This is a genomic window from Brachybacterium sp. J144, from assembly GCF_036321705.1.
Lineage (GTDB): Bacteria > Actinomycetota > Actinomycetes > Actinomycetales > Dermabacteraceae > Brachybacterium.
Genome location: NZ_JAZDCG010000022.1, coordinates 91,595 through 109,362 on the forward strand (window position 1 = coordinate 91,595; position 17,768 = coordinate 109,362).

Genomic DNA, 17,768 nt, shown 5'->3' on the forward strand with positions numbered 1-17,768 from the left:
GGAGCTCAGCTCCCGTCGGCCGCCCGCGCCTCCTCGGCCGCATGCCGGCCGTGCCCGGCGGACTCCTCGCGGAAGAACTCCGCGCGCATCGCGCGCACCGTCGCCTCGCCCACCTCGACCAGCTCGGCCAACGGCTGCCGCGCCGCCGCCGGGCCCTCCGTCTCCGCCTCCACGAGCAGGTGATCGGCCGCGCTCTCCAGCCGATCGGCACCGATCATCATCGCGGAGACGCGCACCGAGCCGACCGCATCCCGGATCGCCGGGAGATTCTCGGCGACGACCGCCTCGCGGAGGTTGTGCAGCCGCTTCGGCCACATGGACACGAAGGCCGCCGCGAACTCGACGGCGATGTCCTCCACGCCCTCCAGCTCCGATCCCAGCTCCGTGATCTCGGCGGTGCGCACCAGCGGTGCCGCGCCCGGCGTCGAGGCGTAGCGGTGGATCGGCCGGTCCCAGGTGCGGGAGCGGCTCGAGGCTCGCCGCTGACGCTCCAGGTGCGCGGTGGGCCGCGGCATGTCCGGGGTGCCGTCGCCGTGGTAGAGCAGCGCCCGCCAGTCCAGCTCCGGCTCCGGTGCGGCTCCGGCCTCCGCGCGCTTACCGTGCGCCGGCCGCTTGCGCACGGGGACGAACATCCAGTCGACCAGGCCCAGCACCACGTCCACGACCGAGTTGCGCAGGCCGATGTAGGAGAGGATCGCGAGCAGGCACAGCGTCGCGTTCAGCGTCGCGAAGGCGGCGTTGCCCCAGTTCTGCGCGTTCACGTCGCGGTAGATCGTCACCACCGAGAACACCACGATCGCCCACGGCACCAGGATGTAGAGCGCCGGCGCCGCCGTGCGGTCGGCGACCTTCGGGGTGCGGGCGAAGGGGATCTTCTCCCCGGAGAGCATCTGCTGCAGCGACTTCAGCACGCCCGCGAGGTTCACCGCGAGCAGCACCAGGTTGAAGCCGTAGATCCGGAAGATGTCGCTGAAGCGGTAGCCGGAGTAGCGCAGATCCGCGCCCATGCAGCAGAAGTACGGCACCGCCGCGAGGAACACCCACACGCTCAGCAGGCGCGAGTCGTACGGATAGGCCAGCAGGAAGAGCAGGCCGAAGCTGGCCCAGGTGATCGAGGCCATGTAGTTGGTGCGCAGCAGCACCTCGCGCAGCAGCACCGGCTCCCGGCGTCGGCGCCGCTCCGCGACGAGCGAGGCGAGCTTGGGCCAGATGATCAGCCCGCCATTCGCCCAGCGGCGCCGCTGCACCACGAGCGAGCCGAAGTCCGGCGGGGTCGCCGAGTAGGAGAGCCGCTCCGGGTAGTTCTCGAGCGTCCAGCCGTGCGCGCCGATGTCGATCGAGGACTCGGTGTCCTCGATGACCGTGCGGTCCTGGATGTAGGTGGTGATCGGGAAGCCGCCCACGGTCTCGGTGTGCGCGATGTCCTCGAGCGCCTCGGTGCGGATCACCGCGTTCGCCCCCACCCAGAACGTCGCCCCGTAGTAGGTCATGCCCTGGTGCTGGATGTGCTGGATGTCCGTGGTCGCCCCGGCCAGCCGCTCGATCCGGGTCGGCGCCCCGCGGTACGAGGAGTACGGGGTCTGGGTGACCGCGACCCGCTCGTTGCCGGGCTGCTCGAGAAACTCCACCAGGCGCAGGCAGTAGTCGCGCAGCAGCATCGAGTCCGCGTCGAGGGTGAGCAGGTACTGGCTCGGCGGGACCGAGAGGGCCACCTCGTCGCCGGGCTCCGCGGGGCGCAGCGCCGGCCCGTCGGCCGTGTCCTCCTGCCGCCAGTCCCGGCCGATCAGCGAGATGTACGAGTTCACGTTCATCGCCTTGTTCGCCTCGTGGGAGAGGGAGGCGTAGGCCTTCCGCTCGAAGGAGGTGACCTCCGCGGTGAAGATCCGCACCAGCCGGTCGTACAGCTGGCCCAGCCGCTCGCGGCTCGGCGACTCGCCCTGGGCGGCGGCGGTGCGCAGCGCGAGCTCGGTGATCCCGAGGTCCGCGGCGAGGCCCCGCAGCACCTCGTCCACGAAGAAGTTGTCGGTGTGGTCCTCGATCCGCTCCGCGGCGGCCATCTCCTCGAGCCACTGCGCGGCGTACTGGTACTGCTCCGCCAGGCGAGCGGCCTCCGCGGGGCCGTCGGTCCGCTCGGGATCCTCCCGCTCGGCGAAGGCCGCAGCGGCCTGGGCAAGGCGCAGGCGCGGCTCCTGCAGCGTCGCCTCGATCTCGGGGCCCAGCAGACGGGTCGCCTCGAGGGAGGCGATCCGCTCGGGCGCCGTGGGGTGGGGCGGGTCGTCCACCAGCAGCACCACCCGCAGCCGCGGGAACTCCTGCAGCGCCGCGGACCACAGCGTCTTGCGGACCACGCCCACCTCCTCCACGTAGGAGGGGATGAGCACCGTGACCAGCTTGTCGTAGCCGTCGCTGAAGTGGCGGTCGAGCTCCTCCCGCGGCGTGCGCAGATGATCCCGGAAGCGGTACAGCGCTCCCTGCCGCGCGAGCATGTACATGAGCGCCGAGAAGGTCAGGAAGGTGACGGTGACCAGGTAGGAGACCAGCTCGAGGGTGAGCCGCAGGTCGAAGTCGTCGTTCTCCACCAGCTGGCGCAGCACCGTGGTGATCACGTAGATCGCCCAGCACATCACCGTGGCCAGGATCGCGAGCCGGCCCAGCGTGATCGTGGAGGAGCGCGGGCGGCGGTGCAGGATCGGCAGCGGCCGGGTGGACCTCTCGGCGCCCCACTGGTGGGCGCGGACGCGGGCCGGGGCCTCTTCCGCCTGCACGGACTGGTCCTGAAGCGCGGTCATGGCACTCCTCGGGTCGATCGCCGCCGTCCGGGGCGCTCGCGCACGCGCGCGAAGAACCGAGAACCGCAGGAAGATGAGAGCGCTGGACGCGCCCGGTGCGCTGCTGCGCTGTCGCTACTATAGGCATCTGTCCGACTTGGACGAATTCGTGTCGGATGGAGGCGAGATGAGCAGTCGTTTCGATGGGCGTCGGCTGTCGGTTCCGCGACTGGTCGCGGTTCTGGTGGTGTTCGCCGTGGTGATCACTGCGGGGTGGATCTTCGTGCGGAACGAGCGCGACGCGGCGCAGGCCCGATCCCACGGCTCGCCCTGGTTCGCGGGCTACGTCGACGTCACCGCGACCCCCACCTACGCCTTCGAGGCGGAGACCGGCGAGGGCAGCGAGTCGGCCGTCCTCTCCTTCATCGTCGCCGCGGACCCGCAGAGCTGCACCCCCACCTGGGGCACCGCCTACACCCTCGACCAGGCCGGCACCGATCTCGACCTCGACCGCCGCATCGAGCGGCTGCGCGACCAGGACCGGGACGTGGTGGTCAGCTTCGGCGGCCTGCTCAACACCGAGCTGGGCGACGCCTGCACCGATGTGCAGCAGCTCGCCGCCGCCTACGAGCAGGTCATCGACCGCTACACGCTCACCACCATCGACCTCGACCTCGAGGGTGAGGCGCTAAAGGACCCCGCGGCGATGGCCCGCCGCGCCGAGGCCGTCGCCCAGCTGCAGACCGAGAAGCGGGCCGACGGCGAGGAGCTCGCCGTCTGGCTGACCCTCCCGATCGCCACCACCGGCCTCACCGAAGACGGTACGAACACGGTCGCCGCCTTCCTCGACGCGGGCGTGGACCTCGCCGGCATCAACGCCATGACGATGAACCTCGATGCTGAGAACGATCTCGCCGCGGCGGCCGAGGAGTCCCTCACCTCCCTGCACCGCCAGCTCGGCATCCTCTACGACGCGGCCGGCATGCACCAGGGCCCCGCCTCGCTGTGGACCAAGATCGGGGCGACCCCGATGATCGGCCAGAACGACCTCCCGCAGGACGTCCTCACCCTCGACGACGCTCGACGCCTCAACGCCTTCGCGCGCGAGAACGGTGTGGGGAGGATGTCGATGTGGTCGATGAACCGCGACCGCACCTGCGGCGCGAACTACCCGGACACGAGCGTCGTCTCCGATTCATGCAGCGGCGTGGACCAGGGCGACGCGAGCTACGCCGAGCTCCTCTCCGCCGGGTTCACGGGCACCCCCGACGACTCCGCCGCCGCCCGCACCCGCGAGGAGGCCGCCGAGGCCGTGGTCGAGGACGACCCGGAGACCAGCCCCTACCCGGTCTGGAACGAGGACTCGCCCTACACCGCCGGCTCCAAGGTGGTGTGGCACGGCAACGTCTACATCGCGAAGTGGTGGAACCAGGGCGAGGCCCCGGACAACCCCGTGCTGCAGGACTTCGAGGCCCCGTGGACCCTCGTGGGCCCGGTCATGCCGGGCGAGACCCCCGCCCCGAAGGTCGAGATCCCCGCGGGCACCGCCCCCGCGTGGGACGGCCAGAGCGTCTACGAGGCCGGGTCGATGGTCCTCTTCGACGGGACCCTCTACGTCGCCCGCTGGTGGACCCAGGGCGACAGTCCCGAGGGCGCCTACGCCAACGCCGACTCCTCGCCGTGGCGGGCCCTGGACCAGGACGAGGTGCGCACGGTGCTCGCCGGCGGCTCGCCGTCCGACGGCGGAGCCTGAGAGGCGGCGGAGGAGCTGCCAGCCGCTGGGCATCGGACATGCCGGCGGGCCCGCCCATGCACATCGGCTCGTGCGCTGGCTCCACCTCTGCGCGCTCGGAACCGACGGCATCGCGACGGATCGACGGCGGACGCAGGCCCGGGCAACGACGCGCCCCCCTCTCCCTGAGGGAGAAGGGGGCGCGTCGCGGTGTACTCGACCGCTCAGCGGCGACGACCCGTGGCGAGGCCGTAGACGACCATCACGATCAGTGCGCCGATGACGGAGAGCACGATCGTCCACACGCTCCACGGGTCCGAGAAGACGCCGCTGACGCCCTTGGGTCCGAAGAGTCCGCCGATGAAGCCGCCGACGAGCGCGCCCACGACGCCGAGAACGATGGTCGGGCCGATGCCCATGTGCTGCTTGCCGGGCATGATCGCGCGGGCGATCAGACCGACGACCGCGCCGATGATGAGCCACGAGATGAGAGCTCCGATGAAGCCCATGATGATCACTCCTTGTACGGGTGGGGAGAGGAGGGGCAGTTTCGACTGCCTGCTCCGGGACCTGTCGACCCTACGGCATCCGGAGCAGGATCACGACGGTTGATGGGTTGACCCGGGCGCGCTCTCCTCGGTGTATCGGCGCTGGCGCTCACGCTGCCCGTGCGTGAGGGAGCGGAGATTCGTCTCGCGGTCGAAGCTCGAGCCGAGGGCGCCGGCGACGACACCCATTGCCGCGCTGAGCCACGCGATGTCCAGGTACGTCGCGAAGGTCGGTTCCTCACCGATGATCTCGGTCATGTACTCCGGCGAGATCACGATCAGTCCACCTATCAGGATCACGAGAACGAGAGCCAGGTAGAGGGCGGCCACGCAGACCAGCAGCGTCATGACCGTGGAGAGGTTGTACAGCAGCACGACGCGGGCCAGAGAGCTCCGTTTCGGCGAATCCCATAACACGTTGCTGAGGATCAGCCAGAGGATCATGGCGCCGATCCCGAGGGCCCCGATGCTGAGCAGGCGCGGTGTGGAGAGGAACGTGGACATCGCCCAGATCGAGCTGTAGAAGATGCCGAAGGCCCCCGTGGCGGAGGCCGCTGCCAGGGCGCTCGAGAGTCGTGGAGCGGTCTTGAGGGGCTCATTGCTGGCGACCATCCCGAGGACCATCCTGACGCCGCCGAGCGCCATGCCGGCGTGGAGAGTCGAGTGCGCTCCCGCGTCGTCGGCGTCGTTCCAGTGACGCCATGATCGACCGAACCGCGACGGACCCCTCGGGCCAGCCGGATGAGTCATCCTGAGGATGCAGTCCATGAGGGTGTCCAGGATCCGTCGCCGGGTCGCGAACGCTCCCAGCGTCGGACACGAGATCACCGCGACGTTCTCCTCAGGGAAGATCTCCGCGATCAGAGGCCGTCCATCCGTGAGCCGGGGAAGCTCCGTCAACAGCAGTACGACGTCCGGGTGCCCGAACTCCCGCGCGATCTGCACGGCATCATCGAGGTCGAGGGAGTCATCGGGCCTCAGGCGGAGCATCGCCGTGCGGGTATGCACCTCCACCGGTGGGCGGAACTCCTCAGCCAGATACTTCTGGAGGTCATCCCTGAGGGACTGTGCGCGTCGGGTCGGAAGCCCCGGATCCGACACCAGGAGAACGCGCACACCATCGGACGTGTCGTGATCCATCGCTGGGCTCCACCTCCCTCGGACAGTCGCCACCGGTCTCTCAGGTGCCGTGGCACTTCCTCTCCCCTGACTCCAGCGCGCACGGGACCGACGGGGCCACGGTCGACACCCGCCCGACCTCGAGGGACGGGTGTCGCCGTCGGCGGAGTCAGGAGGCCGGGGTGCGCGTCTCGGCGCTGATGAACCAGGCCTGCTGCTCGAGCTTCTCGATGATGCCGTGGAGGATGTCAGCCGAGGTCGCATCGGCCTCGTCGACCTCGTCGTGGACGTCGCGCATGCTGGCCACGGTCGCCTCGATCGCCGAGGTCACCAGGTCGATCGCGTCGTGCGTGAGCACCTCTCCCTGCGGAAACTCGGGCAGGGAGCTCTGTTCCGCCACGACCGCCGGTCGACCGTCGGGCGTGGCATGAAGTGCGCGCATCCGCTCGGCCACGTCATCCGCGGCTTCCCGCGCGATGTCCACGACCTCATCGAGATTGAGGTGCAGGTCGCGGAAGTTGGGGCCCACGATGTTCCAGTGGGCCTGCTTGCCCACGAGATGCAGGGCGGTGAGCTCTACGAGCACCCGCTGCAGGTTCTTGGCCAGCGCGTCGGACGCGAGGAACCCGCCCTCCGCGTTCTCGGGCCGCGTGCGCTGAGCTCCCGACGGATTCGGGACGTCAACGGTCTTGTTCATCGCACAGCTCCTTCGTCTCGATCTGACGTCTGCGGGGACCACGGATGCCGTCCTGAGTGGCGCAGACCACAGCACGTTATCACCGGCCGCCGACTGCGAGGTGAGGCGCCGGGCCCACGTGCTCCACCCGATGCGCCGGGCGCTCCGGTTGCTGACTGTAGGGTGAGCAGACGCGACGAATCTCCCCTGATCGCCGCACTCTTCGTGAGGGAGTTGTTTCGATGACCGAACACGATCAGACCGTCGTGTCGCGGGCTGGGGCTGAGGACTTCGCCCCTGTCGGTCCCGATCGATTCCCGGCGCCGCCCTCCACCATCGTGGAGGGAATCGGCGGAGCGATCGGGGGGACGCCGCTCGTGCGGCTCAGGTCGCTGTTCCCCGAGTCGGGCCTCGAGATCCTGGCGAAGCTCGAGTCCGTCAACCCCGGCGGCTCCACGAAGGACCGGCCCGCCCTGGGCATGGTCCGTGAGGCGCTGAGGTCGGGGCGCCTGTCGCCGGGCGGCACGGTGGTGGAATCCTCGTCCGGGAATCTCGGCGTCGCGCTGGCGCGTGCCTGCCGTGCCCATGACCTGCGTTTCGTGTGCGTCCTCGACGCCCGGACCAACGCGACCACGGTGCGCACCATCGAGGCCCTCGGCGGAGAGGTCTCGATGGTCTCGGAGCCTGATCCGGAGACCGGGGACCTGCTCACGGCGCGCTTTCACCGGGTCGAGCAGCTCCTCGAGGAGATCCCCGGCGCGGTCAACCTGTACCAGTACGGCAATCCCGCGAACCCGCGAGCCCACTACGAGGGGACCATGCGGGAGATCGCGGAGGCCACCGGCGGAGACCTGGACGTGCTGATGGCGGCAGTGTCCACGACGGGCACGATCGGCGGTTGCTCCGCCTACATCCGGGACCATTCCCTGGCGACGCGCACCGTCGCGGTCGATGCGGTGGGGTCCGTGCTCTTCGGGGGGAAGGCGGCCCCGCGCCCCCTCCCCGGAATGGGTGCGGGACTGGTCACCGATCTCTCGAGGCAGGTCGAGCCCGACCAGGTCATCCGCGTCTCCGCTCTCGAGAGCGTGGTGGGCGCTCGGCATCTGGCACGCAGCGAGGGCATCCTCGCGGGCGCATCGACCGGGGGCATAGTCCACGCCCTCGGCGGCCTGGTGCCCACGCTCGAGGTCGGATCCCGCGTCGTCCTCATCGTGCACGACGGCGGCGTCCCCTACCTCGACACGGTCTACGACGATGCCTGGACGCTGAAGACTCTAGGGGCCGACGGGCAGCGGATCCGCCGGGGGATCGACGACCTGCGCAGGACCGCACGTCGTGACTGACGGACGTCGGCTCGCGGAGCCCCGGCCGGCTCTGCGGATCGCCGTGGTGGGGGCCGGGCCGAAGGCGCTCTACGCCCTGGAGGAGCTCACCGCGCAGCTGGCGTCCCAGGCAGGCCCCGAGGTCGCGGTGCGGGGCGGCCTGGAGGTGACGGTGATCGATGACGTGCGCACCCCCGGGACGGGCTCGGCCTACGACCCCCGGCAGCCCCATCATCTGCGGCTGAACGTCACGGCTGCGATCCTGGACGAGCCGGCGACCGGAGACTTCCCGGCGTTCAGCGACTGGGTCGCCGGCCCCTATCCGGATCTGGCCTCGGACCCCTTCCCCCCGCGGGCGGTGGTGGGCGAGTACCTGGCCCAGCGATGGCAGCGCATGGAGCGGGGCCTCTCCCGGCACGCGGGTCTGCACCGGATATCGGCGCGCGTCAGCGACCTCGAGCGCCGGGAGACCGGATGGCGCCTCGTGGCCGGGGCGGATCACGTCGACGAGGTGGACGAGGTGCTGCTGGCCACCGGGCATGCCTCCGCGCACCCGGGGGCGCTGAGTCGCAGCTGGAGCTCCCGCACCCCGTTGATCCCCGCCGTGCTCCCGACCGAGGAGATGCTCTCGCTCGACCGCGTTCCGCCCGGATCCCGCGTGGCCGTGAGAGGAGCGGCGCTGACCTTCCTCGACGCCTGCCTGTCCCTCACGGAGGCGCGGGGCACGGTCTTCACGGAGGTCGGCGGGCGTGCACGGCGGCTCGCGATCGCGCGCGGGGGGCGGGAACCGGCCGTGATCCGCCCCGTCTCCCGGGAGGGGCTGCTGCTGGACTCGAAGCCGGACCCGGGCTCGACCCTCCCCGACGGCGCGGAGCGAGCGGCGGCCCGCGCCCGCGCCCGACTCGCCTCCGCACAGCGGCGAGGACCCGGCGCCGGCACGGAGACGGGCGGGTCCGAGGCTCCCGGACGCGCCGGGATCGGCCCGGATGACGTCTTGGAGATCGTGATCGACGCCGCGACCGCCATGCTCGGCGACGGTGCTCGCGACGAGGTCGAGCACACCTTGCTCACCGGAGCGGAACCCGATCTCCCGCGAGGGAGCGGTCGGGCCGCGACCGCCCTGCGTCGCAGCGTCGACGTCGCCCAGGGAACCCGGCGCCCTGGACCTGCGTGGGCGCTGGGCCGGATGTGGCAGACCCTCTACCCGGAGATCTCGCGCAGTCTGCGGGGCACCGAGGCGCCCGAGGACGAATGGCGGCGCCTTCACCGCTCCGCGCGGACGCTCGAACGGTTCGCCTTCGGGCCGCCGCTCGTCTCCGCGCGCAAGCTCCTGGCCCTGATCGATGGCGGCCTGGTGGACCTCAGCTGGATGGATGCCGGCGCCCGCATCGACGGCAGCGGGGTGCATGGCGCACCGCACGGACCTGCGCAGTGCACCGCGAAATGCGTGGAGCGGGGGAGAGAGGTCGACGTGGTGATCGACGCGGTGCTCGCACCGCCCGGGGTCACGCAGGTGGACGATGAGCTGATCACCGCACTGCGGCGCCGCGGGCTGGTGCGGACGCGCCCCGGTCGACGGGGTGCACGGACCGACGAGGCCGGATCCGTCGAGGCCTCCGTCTCCGCGACGGGGGCCCCCGCGAGCGGGTCACCGGGGCTGGCGCTCATCGGACGCCCCACCGAGGACCACGTGATCGGCAATGACACGTTGAACCGGCACCTGCATGACGACGCGCACCGCTGGGCGCTGCGGATCATGGAGAGACTCCGCGCCCCCGGGCCGCGAGGCGCCCCCGGGCCGCGAGACCTCCTCCCGGATGCCCGGGCCGTCGCTGACAACCGGAAGGACCCTGCGTGAACCACGAGACCGCCCTGCGGAGCGCCTGCCACGGCGATCCGCCGCTCTCCGCCCGGCTCGAGCCCTGGATGCGCGAGCTGCTGGCGGACCCCGCCGCGTGCACGGAGCTCCTCGAGGAGTTCGGGAGCCCGCTGAACGTCCACGACTTCACGGCGCTCCCGCGCAACGCCCGGGACCTCACGTCCGTGGCGGAGGCGCAGGGCGTGGACTTCCGCATCTTCGTCGCCCGCAAGGCGAACAAGACGCTCGGCCTCGTCAGAGCGGCCCATCGCGCCGGACTGGGCCTGGACGTCGGCAGCGAGCGTGAGCTGCGCCAGGTGCTGGACGCCGGGGTGCCGCCGCAGGACGTCGTGGTCACGGCCGCCATCAAGCCCGATCCGCTGCTGCGCCTCGTGCTGGAGTCGCGCTCCCTGCTCGTCCTGGACAACCTCGACGAGGTCGCCGCCGCGCGCCGCCTCGCGGACGAGCTCGCACCGGCGGCTCAGGGCGGCGGCGGCGTGGGACGCGTCGAGCCCTTCCCCGTCGCACTGCGCCTCGCGCCCCGTCCCACGGACCTGATCCCGGCCACGCGGTTCGGGGAATCCGCCGAGACCTGGCTGCGCCTCATCGATGCTGGCGGAATCGGCCCTCGGCTCGAGGTCCAGGGCGTGCACTTCCATCTGCACGGCTACGACCCGGCTGCTCGAGCCGAGGCGCTCGGGGAGTCGCTGGACCTGATCGACAGCCTTCGTCACCGCGGGCTGGCCACGCACGACGCCTTCGTCGACATCGGCGGCGGCGTGCCCATGAGCTATCTCGAGTCCGCTGAGGAGTGGGAGGCGTTCTGGACCGCCCACGACGCGGGCACGGCGGCGTCGGCTCCTCCGTCGGCGCCCTCTCCGCACGCGCTGCGCAGCAGCGGGGAACCGCGCGAGTCCCCGGTGTGGAGGGGTGAGCCGCTGCGCCAGGTGTACCCGTACCATCAGCGCACCCTCCGCGGCGGCTGGCTGGAGGCCGTGCTGGGTCAGGAGATCCGTCCCGGCACGACGGCCCGACGCGCGCTACGGGATCGGCGGGTGCAGCTGCGCTGCGAGCCCGGCAGGTCCATGCTGGACGGCTGCGGACTCACGCTCGCCCGCGTCATCCAGCGCACCAGCACCAGCGATGGCGTCCCGCTGGTGGGGCTCGAGATGAACCGCACCCAGTGCCGGTCCACCTCCGATGACTTCCTCGTGGACCCGGTGCTGGTCCGTGCCGGCATCGACCGGTCAGAACCTCTCGCGGGCTACCTCGTGGGTGCCTACTGCATCGAGGCGGAGCTGATCCTGCGCAGGCGGCTCGTGTTCCCCCAGGGAGTCGCCGTGGGGGATGTGATCGCTCTGCCCAACACCGCCGGTTACCTGATGCACATCCTCGAGAGCGCCTCCCACCAGATCCCTCTGGCCTCGAACGTCGAGCGCGTGCCCGACGAGGCGGGAGGGGCCGGGGGAGTGCGCGGCGTCGTCCGCGACGAGATCGACCTCGTGGCCCCCATGCGGCCGTGGAGGGCGGGTCCCTGAACGCTGGGCCGCCGTGCTCGGCGAGGACACGTGGCGTCTCCTCGGACGAGGGGCGCGCTCAGCCCGCCGCGCACCCGAGCAGGAACTGCTCCACCGCCTGATCGGTGAGCTCCTCGAGCAGCTCCGGCTCGACCATGCCGCCGTTGATCATCGTCGCGATGCCCTGCAACGAGGCGACCAGCACGATGCCGCCGCGGGCACGGTCGGTGAGGTCCAGGGCGCCGGTCTCCCTGCCCTGCTCGATGACCTCGTCGAGCGAGGAGAAGGCGTTGCGCGCCGAGGCCCGCACCTCCTCGGCGCCCTCGCGGTGCTTGCTCGAGAACATCAGCTCGAGCAGCGCGGCGTCCCGCGTCGCGAAGCGCACGAAGGCGTGGGCGAGGGCGCGCAGGCGGGAGGGGAAGTCCGCATCGGCCCTCTCGACGGCGGCGGTGACCTGCGCGCCGAGCCGCTCGAAGCCGGTGATCGCGAGGGCGTCCAGCAGGGCCTGGCGGTCGGCGAAGTGTCGCCGCGGCGCTGCATGGCTCACCCCGGCCTGGCGCGCCAGCTCCCGCAGGGACAGCTCCTCCTGGCCCTGACCGCGCAGGGTCTCCTCGGCGGCGCGGAGCAGGGTGTCGCGCAGGCTGCCGTGGTGGTAGGGGCGCTCGGCGGTGTCGGTCACGCCTGGATCCTACCTATGTTTCCGTTGACAACACAGTTGTCGCTGTCTACATTGTGGTCCATGGCAACATTCACCGCCGATTCGCTCCCCGATCTGACCGGACGCACCGCCATCGTCACCGGGGCCAACACCGGCCTCGGCAAGTCCACCGCCCACCAGCTCGCCGCCCACGGCGCGAAGGTGATCCTCGCCGTCCGCGACGTGCGCAAGGGGATCTTCGCCGCCTCGACCATGACCGGGGACGTCGAGGTGCGCCGCCTCGACCTCGCCGACCTCGCCTCGATCGAGATATTCGCCGACGGCGTCGACCGTCCCGTCGACCTGCTCATCAACAACGCCGGGCTCATGACCCCGCCGCTCGGCCGCACCGCCGACGGCTTCGAGCTGCAGCTCGGCACCAATCACCTGGGCCACTTCGCGCTCACCGGTCGGCTGCTCCCGCGGATCACCGGTCGCGTGGTCACGGTGTCCTCGATCGCGCACCGCTCCGGCGCGATCAACCTCCACGACCCCAACTGGGAGCGGCGCGAGTACCGTCGCTTCCCCGCCTACGCGCAGTCGAAGCTCGCGAACCTGCTGTTCACCGCCGAGCTGCAGCGCCGACTGGTCGCGGCTGGCTCCGAAGTGCTCTCGATGGCCGCCCATCCCGGTCTCGCGGGCACCGATCTGCTGCGCCGGGACCGGCGCGGCAGGATCGTCTCCGCCGTGGAGCAGCGGCTGATCTCGTGGGTCGGTCAGGACGCCGACGCCGGGGCGCTGCCCACCCTCCGCGCCGCCGTGGACCCGGACCTCCCGGGCGACAGCTTCGTGGGGCCGACGGGTCGCTTCGGCACCCGCGGCGAGCCCGGCCTCGTCGAGCGCTCCGACCGCGCCCGCGACACCGAGATGGCGCGGTTGCTCTGGGAGGCCTCCGAGGAGCTGACCGGGGTGCGCTTCGACCTGCGGGCTCCTGCCGCGGCGGCCTCCGCCTGAAACGCAGCGGCGCCCCGCCCAGCTGGTTGCTGGACGGGGCGCCGCATCGTGTCGGCCGCCGCGTACTGATCAGTACGCCGCGTCGTACCGATGCAGGAATGCCGCCATGGCGTCGCGCTTGACGGACTGCAGCGGGCGGTAGGTGCGGTCGGACCAGCCGGTGGAGATGCCCTGGGTCTTCATCCAGCACATCTCCTTCGCGAACTGTTGGGTGCGGGAGACGTCCCGGAAGCAGGAGCTCGAGGCGGCGGCGGTCGTGGGCTCGCCCGCGAAGCGGTAGAGGAAGGCGGCCATCGCGTCGCGGTTGATCGGCGTGGTGGGTCGGAACTCGCGCGTGCCCTTCACGGTCCAGCCGGTGGTGATGCCCTCCTGGTAGGCCCAGATGATCGCGGTGTAGTGCTCCTGGCTGGGCTTCACGTCGGTGAAGGGCGAGGACTTCGGCAGCGTCACCTTCGGGGATCCGGCCATGCGGTAGAGGAAAGCCGCCATCGCGTCGCGGTTCACGGGGGCGAGGGGTCGGTACTCGTAGCCGCCGGAGACCTTCCAGCCGGTGGAGATCTTCGCGTCGGACATCCACACCATGTGCTCGTAATGCTCCTGGCCGGGCTTCACGTCCAGGAAGGGGCTGGTGCTCGTCGGGAACGTGACGGTCCAGGAGGTCTCGTCCCAGTGATAGGCCGCCTGGGGGTCGATGATCTCGATGTCGATCGTGATCGTGCCTGACGCCCGGTAGGTGCCGGCCGGCGTCTCCACGTCGTCGACGTAGTACGCGATCCGCGGATCGTCCGGGATCGTGAAGGTGCCGGCGGCCAGATCGAAGGTCGGCTCCTGGAGCGAGTAGCCGACGATCGGCGTGAACGCGATCCCGAGGGCATCCACCACCGGGTACGCCTCCTCGTCGGTGGCGACGACGTACAGCCACAGCTCGTCCACGTCGGCGGGCACGGTGGTGACGCCGGGCTCGAGCGAGTCGCCCTCCTCGGGGTAGAAGTCGACGCGCGGATCATCCGGAACGGTGACGAGGCGGGCCCCCACGTCGACGCGCGGCAGGGGAGCGGCCACATGCGTCCAGCCCGGCTCGAGCTCGCTCACGTCGATCGACCAGGCGTAGGTCCCGACCATCGAGGAGCCCGGGGCGGGCAGCGCCACGACGGTGGCCCAGTCCTCCAGCTCGTGCACGCCCGGGGTCAGGTAGTAGCCGTCGTCGTCGATGTAGCGCAGCCCGGCGACGTCCGGGATGGTGTAGGTCCGGTCCTCGAGGTCGATCACCGGCGCGACCGGGACGATCGGGGCGGCGACCGCGGCGCGCAGCGCGATGCCGTCCGTCGGGGTCGAGGAGCTCTCAGCGGCACCGACACCGGCGTCGGGACCGTCGGCGCTCGCCACGGCGGCACCGGTGAGGAGGAGCGGCGCGACCAGGGTCAGGGTCGCGGCGCGGCGGAGGAGGGCGTTCACGTATCACCTCAGAGAAGGAAAGGCCCGGCGGGATGAGCGGAGCATAACCGCACGCACCGACGTCTGAGGCAGATGTCTGAAAGTCGCCTTCACCTGGAGGGATCCGTCGTTCCTGACCCCTCAGCCGCCGAGCTCCATCGCGCCGGTGCGCGTGCCCGGCTCGGGGGGCTGCTCGAGCATGATCCCCTCCTCGAAGGGGATCCACAGCGTGAACAGCGAGCCCTCGTCGGCCTTCGAGCGGACCGACAGCTGGCCGCCGTGGTCCAGCACAACCTGGCGCGTGTGCGCGAGGCCGATGCCGTGCCCGGGGATGTGCTGCTCCCTCGAGGTGCCCGTGCGGTAGTACCGGGTGAACAGCTTGGACTGCTCCGAGGGCGTCATCCCGATGCCGGTGTCCCGCACGGACACGGCGACCGCGCCGTCCACGTCGCGGGCCCGCACGGAGATCGTCCCGCCGCGCGGCGTGTACTTCACCGCGTTGGAGAGCAGGTTGTTCAGCGCCTGCATCATCAGCTCCCGGTTCATCGGGACGGCCCGCGTCTCCTGCACGTGCCGCTCCAGGGTCAGTCCCGCCCCCGCGATCGCGGGACCGAGGGAGTCGCAGGCCTCGTCCACCAGATCGCTGAGCCGCAGCGGCGTGCGCTCGATCGGGGCGCGGGCTGTGCGCTGCACATGCGTGAACAGCAGCGTCTCCACCAGCTGCTGCAGCTGGTCGGCGCTGCGACTCGCGATCTGGAGGTAGTGGGCGGTGTCCTCCGCGAGGGCCTCGTCATCCTGGGCCAGCTCGAGGAAGCCGATCACCGAGGTCAGCGGGGTGCGGAGCTCGTGGGACACGGTCGCCACGAACTGCTCCTGCGCGGAGACGGACTCGTACAGCTCGGTGACGTCGGAGAAGACCACCACCGCGCCGTCGGAGTGCCCGAGATGGTCCGTGATCTGCCGGGCCGAGGCCGCGAGATTGATGCTGTCCCCGTCGGGACCCACGGAGACGACGTAGTTCGAGAAGCTCTCCCCGGCGAGGGCCCGCGCCACCGGCCGACGGTCCAGCGGGATCTCCCGCGAGGTCCCCGGGAAGCGCAGCAGCAGGTCCCGCTCCTGGGTGCTCGCCGCTCCGGACAGTTGCTGCGCGCGGAGGCCCTGTTCGATCATCGCCGGGTTCTGCCGGTCGAAGACCCCGTCGCGGTCGACCACCACCACGGCCAGGTCGATGCTGTTCAAGACGGCCTCGAGCTGCGACTCCTGCGCCGCGCTGGCCTCGAGCAGCTGGGTCTGGATGGTCAGCGCGTGCCGGGCCCGTGCGGACTCGCGGTCGATCGAGGTCAGCGCGCCCAGCACCAGCAGGCCCATCCCCAGCACGGTCGTCGGCAGCAGCAGCGAGCTGACCACCGCGAGCGACCCGTCGAGCGGCACGTTCCGCACCATCGCCGGGACCGAGAACAGCAGCGTCACCAGGAGCGTGGACAGCCACACCCCGCGGGCGCGCAACGTGCCGACGAGCCACAGGGTCGGCACGAACACCAGCAGCGAGAACGCGATGGTCACGTCGCGCATGCTGTCCCGCAGCAGCGCCACCAGCACCACGTCCAGCAGCGGCACCGCCGCGACCGCCGTCGCGGGCAGTCGATCCCAGGGCACGCAGACCGCGAGCACGGTCGTCCCCAGCAGCATCGCGAGGCCCGCGACGAACTCCAGCAGCACCAGCCGCTCCGCCGCCGAGGCCCACACGGTCACCGCGAACAGCAGGGTGAAGGCGCAGAAGAACAGCTGCTTCCACGTCGCGCCGCCCGTCGGCCGCACGATGAGGGCGAGGATGTCCTGCACACGGGTCATGGGCACAGTGTGGATCCTGCAGGGGCGTCCGTGCGCGATTGGACGAACATCGCGCGGCGGATCAGCGGCTTAGACGGGACCGGGCCCACAGTGCCGCCCCTCCGGCGCCCAGGGCGAGCAGCGCGGCGGCCACGACGGGGCCGACGGGGAAGCCGGTGGTGGCGAGATCCTCGCGCGGGGCGTCCTGCTGCGCGTCGTCGGAGCTCTCGGAGGTGGTGGGGATCGCGGGGGAGGGCCCCGTGAGGACGATGTCCTCGCCGTCGGCGGTGCCGTCCCCGGTGCTGTCGGATTCCTCGGCGGGCTCGTCCTCGGTTGTGCCGTCCGCGGACGCGCCGTCCTCGGCGGAGTTGTCGGAGGAGTCGGAGCCGTCCTCGGTCGTGCCGTCCTCGTCGACGCCGGCCTCGGCCGAGCCGTCCTGGTCGGCCAGTCCGGAATCGGCGCCGGCGTCGGACCCGTCCACGCCGCTCTCGTCCGTGCCGTCGCCAGCTTCGGCGGAGTCGTCCTCGCCTTCGGCGGATTCGTCCCCGCCCTGCGAGTCCTCCTCGTCCGACGGGGGAACGGCCGAGTCATCGTCGGAGTCAGAGCCGTCGGCGGTGCCGGAGTCGTCGGTGCCGTCATCGCCCGGGGTCTCCCCGTCGGACGGATCGTCCTCATCGGGCGTCGTCTCGACCGGCTCGGTTGGTTCGGCAGGATCGGTGGGATCGGCCGGCTCGGTGGGGTCCGACGGATCCGTCGGCTCCGCGGGCTCGGTCGGCTCTGCGGGCTCGGTCGGCTCCTCGCTGCCGTCCGTCCCGTCCCCGTCGCCGTCGTCCTCCACGGGCGAGGCCACGAACTGGGCCGTCTCCTGCACCCCGTCCACCTCGACCATCACGGTGTACTCCCCGGCGGAGCTCGCGGTCACGGAGGCGACCACGGTCCCGGACTCGTCACTGGTCACGGCATGGGAGGTGTTGCCGTCGGGACCGATGAGGGTGAGCTGGCCGGTGCTGCGCGGCGTGAAGCACACGCCCTCCACGGCGAGGGTCTGACCCACCTCCGCGGTGGACGCGCTCACGCTCAGCTGCGCTCCCTGGCACACCACCGGCGGAGCGGCGGGCGCGGGGCCCTCCGCCGACGCCGGTGCGGCCACCCCGGTCAGGGCGGCGACGGCGCAGGTCAGCGAGAGGGCGAGGCCTGCGCCGAGTCGGACGGCGGGCAGGCGGCGGGCTGTCACAGGAAGACTCCTCGGAAAACAGAAAGGACCGGTCATACTCTAGGGGAGCCCAGCGCGCCGGGGGCCCGAAGCCGTTCAT

Annotated in this window: 13 protein-coding genes; 5 read left to right on the top strand and 8 right to left on the bottom strand. The window is 71.3% G+C overall.

All coding sequences use genetic code 11. From position 1 onward, the window contains the following. Positions 1-5: 5 nt before the first annotated feature. Positions 6-2,789, bottom strand: a complete 2,784-nt coding sequence (locus V1260_RS08045; RefSeq protein ID WP_329746298.1) for a glycosyltransferase family 2 protein — start codon at positions 2,787-2,789, stop codon at positions 6-8. A 166-nt stretch (positions 2,790-2,955) separates the two neighbouring features. On the opposite strand from V1260_RS08045, the gene V1260_RS08050 reads away from it, so the two are divergent. Then, positions 2,956-4,521, top strand: a complete 1,566-nt coding sequence (locus V1260_RS08050; protein WP_329746299.1) for a chitinase — start codon at positions 2,956-2,958, stop codon at positions 4,519-4,521. A gap of 203 nt (positions 4,522-4,724) precedes the next feature. Here V1260_RS08050 and V1260_RS08055 read toward each other — a convergent pair whose 3' ends face one another. The 3 genes from V1260_RS08055 to V1260_RS08065 all read right to left on the bottom strand — a co-directional run bounded on the left by V1260_RS08055 (position 4,725) and on the right by V1260_RS08065 (position 6,864). Then, positions 4,725-5,009, bottom strand: a complete 285-nt coding sequence (locus tag V1260_RS08055; RefSeq protein WP_329746300.1) for a GlsB/YeaQ/YmgE family stress response membrane protein — start codon at positions 5,007-5,009, stop codon at positions 4,725-4,727. Positions 5,010-5,099: 90 nt separating this feature from the next. After that, positions 5,100-6,188 (bottom strand): hypothetical protein, encoded by a 1,089-nt coding sequence (locus tag V1260_RS08060; RefSeq protein ID WP_329746301.1) that lies wholly within the window; start codon positions 6,186-6,188, stop codon positions 5,100-5,102. 148 nt (positions 6,189-6,336) lie between these two features. Continuing rightward, on the bottom strand, positions 6,337-6,864 hold the full coding sequence (locus V1260_RS08065; protein WP_329746302.1) for a Dps family protein: 528 nt from the start codon (positions 6,862-6,864) through the stop codon (positions 6,337-6,339). Positions 6,865-7,085: 221 nt separating this feature from the next. Here V1260_RS08065 and sbnA point away from each other — a divergent pair, with 221 nt between their 5' ends. Genes sbnA through V1260_RS08080 form a run of 3 tightly spaced genes read left to right on the top strand, consistent with a single transcriptional unit; the run spans position 7,086 to position 11,561 of the window. After that, on the top strand, positions 7,086-8,186 hold the full coding sequence (sbnA, locus tag V1260_RS08070) for a 2,3-diaminopropionate biosynthesis protein SbnA (RefSeq protein ID WP_329746303.1): 1,101 nt from the start codon (positions 7,086-7,088) through the stop codon (positions 8,184-8,186). Further along, the gene (locus V1260_RS08075) at positions 8,179-10,023 is read left to right on the top strand and encodes an FAD/NAD(P)-binding protein (RefSeq protein WP_329746304.1); all 1,845 of its coding nucleotides are present in this window, start codon (positions 8,179-8,181) and stop codon (positions 10,021-10,023) included. Before sbnA ends, V1260_RS08075 begins: the two co-directional genes overlap by 8 nt. After that, positions 10,020-11,561 (top strand): Y4yA family PLP-dependent enzyme, encoded by a 1,542-nt coding sequence (locus V1260_RS08080; RefSeq protein ID WP_329746305.1) that lies wholly within the window; start codon positions 10,020-10,022, stop codon positions 11,559-11,561. The genes V1260_RS08075 and V1260_RS08080 overlap by 4 nt, the downstream gene beginning before the upstream one ends. Positions 11,562-11,619: 58 nt before the next feature. On the opposite strand, the gene V1260_RS08085 is transcribed toward V1260_RS08080, so the two are convergent. Further along, positions 11,620-12,219 (bottom strand): TetR/AcrR family transcriptional regulator, encoded by a 600-nt coding sequence (locus V1260_RS08085; RefSeq protein WP_329746306.1) that lies wholly within the window; start codon positions 12,217-12,219, stop codon positions 11,620-11,622. Between the two features lie 60 nt (positions 12,220-12,279). Between V1260_RS08085 and V1260_RS08090 the strand changes: the two genes are divergently transcribed. Then, positions 12,280-13,191, top strand: a complete 912-nt coding sequence (locus V1260_RS08090; protein WP_329746307.1) for an oxidoreductase — start codon at positions 12,280-12,282, stop codon at positions 13,189-13,191. 69 nt (positions 13,192-13,260) lie between these two features. Here V1260_RS08090 and V1260_RS08095 read toward each other — a convergent pair whose 3' ends face one another. The 3 genes from V1260_RS08095 to V1260_RS08105 all read right to left on the bottom strand — a co-directional run bounded on the left by V1260_RS08095 (position 13,261) and on the right by V1260_RS08105 (position 17,689). Continuing rightward, the gene (locus V1260_RS08095; RefSeq protein ID WP_329746308.1) at positions 13,261-14,646 is read right to left on the bottom strand and encodes an S-layer homology domain-containing protein; all 1,386 of its coding nucleotides are present in this window, start codon (positions 14,644-14,646) and stop codon (positions 13,261-13,263) included. A 120-nt stretch (positions 14,647-14,766) separates the two neighbouring features. Beyond that, on the bottom strand, positions 14,767-16,476 hold the full coding sequence (locus V1260_RS08100; RefSeq protein ID WP_329746309.1) for a sensor histidine kinase: 1,710 nt from the start codon (positions 16,474-16,476) through the stop codon (positions 14,767-14,769). A 61-nt stretch (positions 16,477-16,537) separates the two neighbouring features. After that, positions 16,538-17,689 carry a hypothetical protein gene (locus V1260_RS08105; RefSeq protein WP_329746310.1) on the bottom strand — a complete coding sequence of 384 codons (1,152 nt, stop codon included), beginning with the start codon at positions 17,687-17,689 and terminating at the stop codon, positions 16,538-16,540. Positions 17,690-17,768: the final 79 nt, after the last annotated feature.

Excerpts from the sequence above, each read along its gene's own strand:
- V1260_RS08100 (WP_329746309.1), bottom strand. The coding sequence starts at position 16,476 with ATGACCCGTGTGCAGGACATCCTCGCCCTCATCGTGCGGCCGACGGGC.
- V1260_RS08090 (WP_329746307.1), top strand. The coding sequence starts at position 12,280 with ATGGCAACATTCACCGCCGATTCGCTCCCCGATCTGACCGGACGCACC.
- V1260_RS08055 (WP_329746300.1), bottom strand. The coding sequence starts at position 5,009 with ATGGGCTTCATCGGAGCTCTCATCTCGTGGCTCATCATCGGCGCGGTC.
- V1260_RS08065 (WP_329746302.1), bottom strand. The coding sequence starts at position 6,864 with ATGAACAAGACCGTTGACGTCCCGAATCCGTCGGGAGCTCAGCGCACG.
- sbnA (WP_329746303.1), top strand. The coding sequence starts at position 7,086 with ATGACCGAACACGATCAGACCGTCGTGTCGCGGGCTGGGGCTGAGGAC.
- V1260_RS08060 (WP_329746301.1), bottom strand. The coding sequence starts at position 6,188 with ATGGATCACGACACGTCCGATGGTGTGCGCGTTCTCCTGGTGTCGGAT.
- V1260_RS08050 (WP_329746299.1), top strand. The coding sequence starts at position 2,956 with ATGAGCAGTCGTTTCGATGGGCGTCGGCTGTCGGTTCCGCGACTGGTC.
- V1260_RS08045 (WP_329746298.1), bottom strand. The coding sequence starts at position 2,789 with ATGACCGCGCTTCAGGACCAGTCCGTGCAGGCGGAAGAGGCCCCGGCC.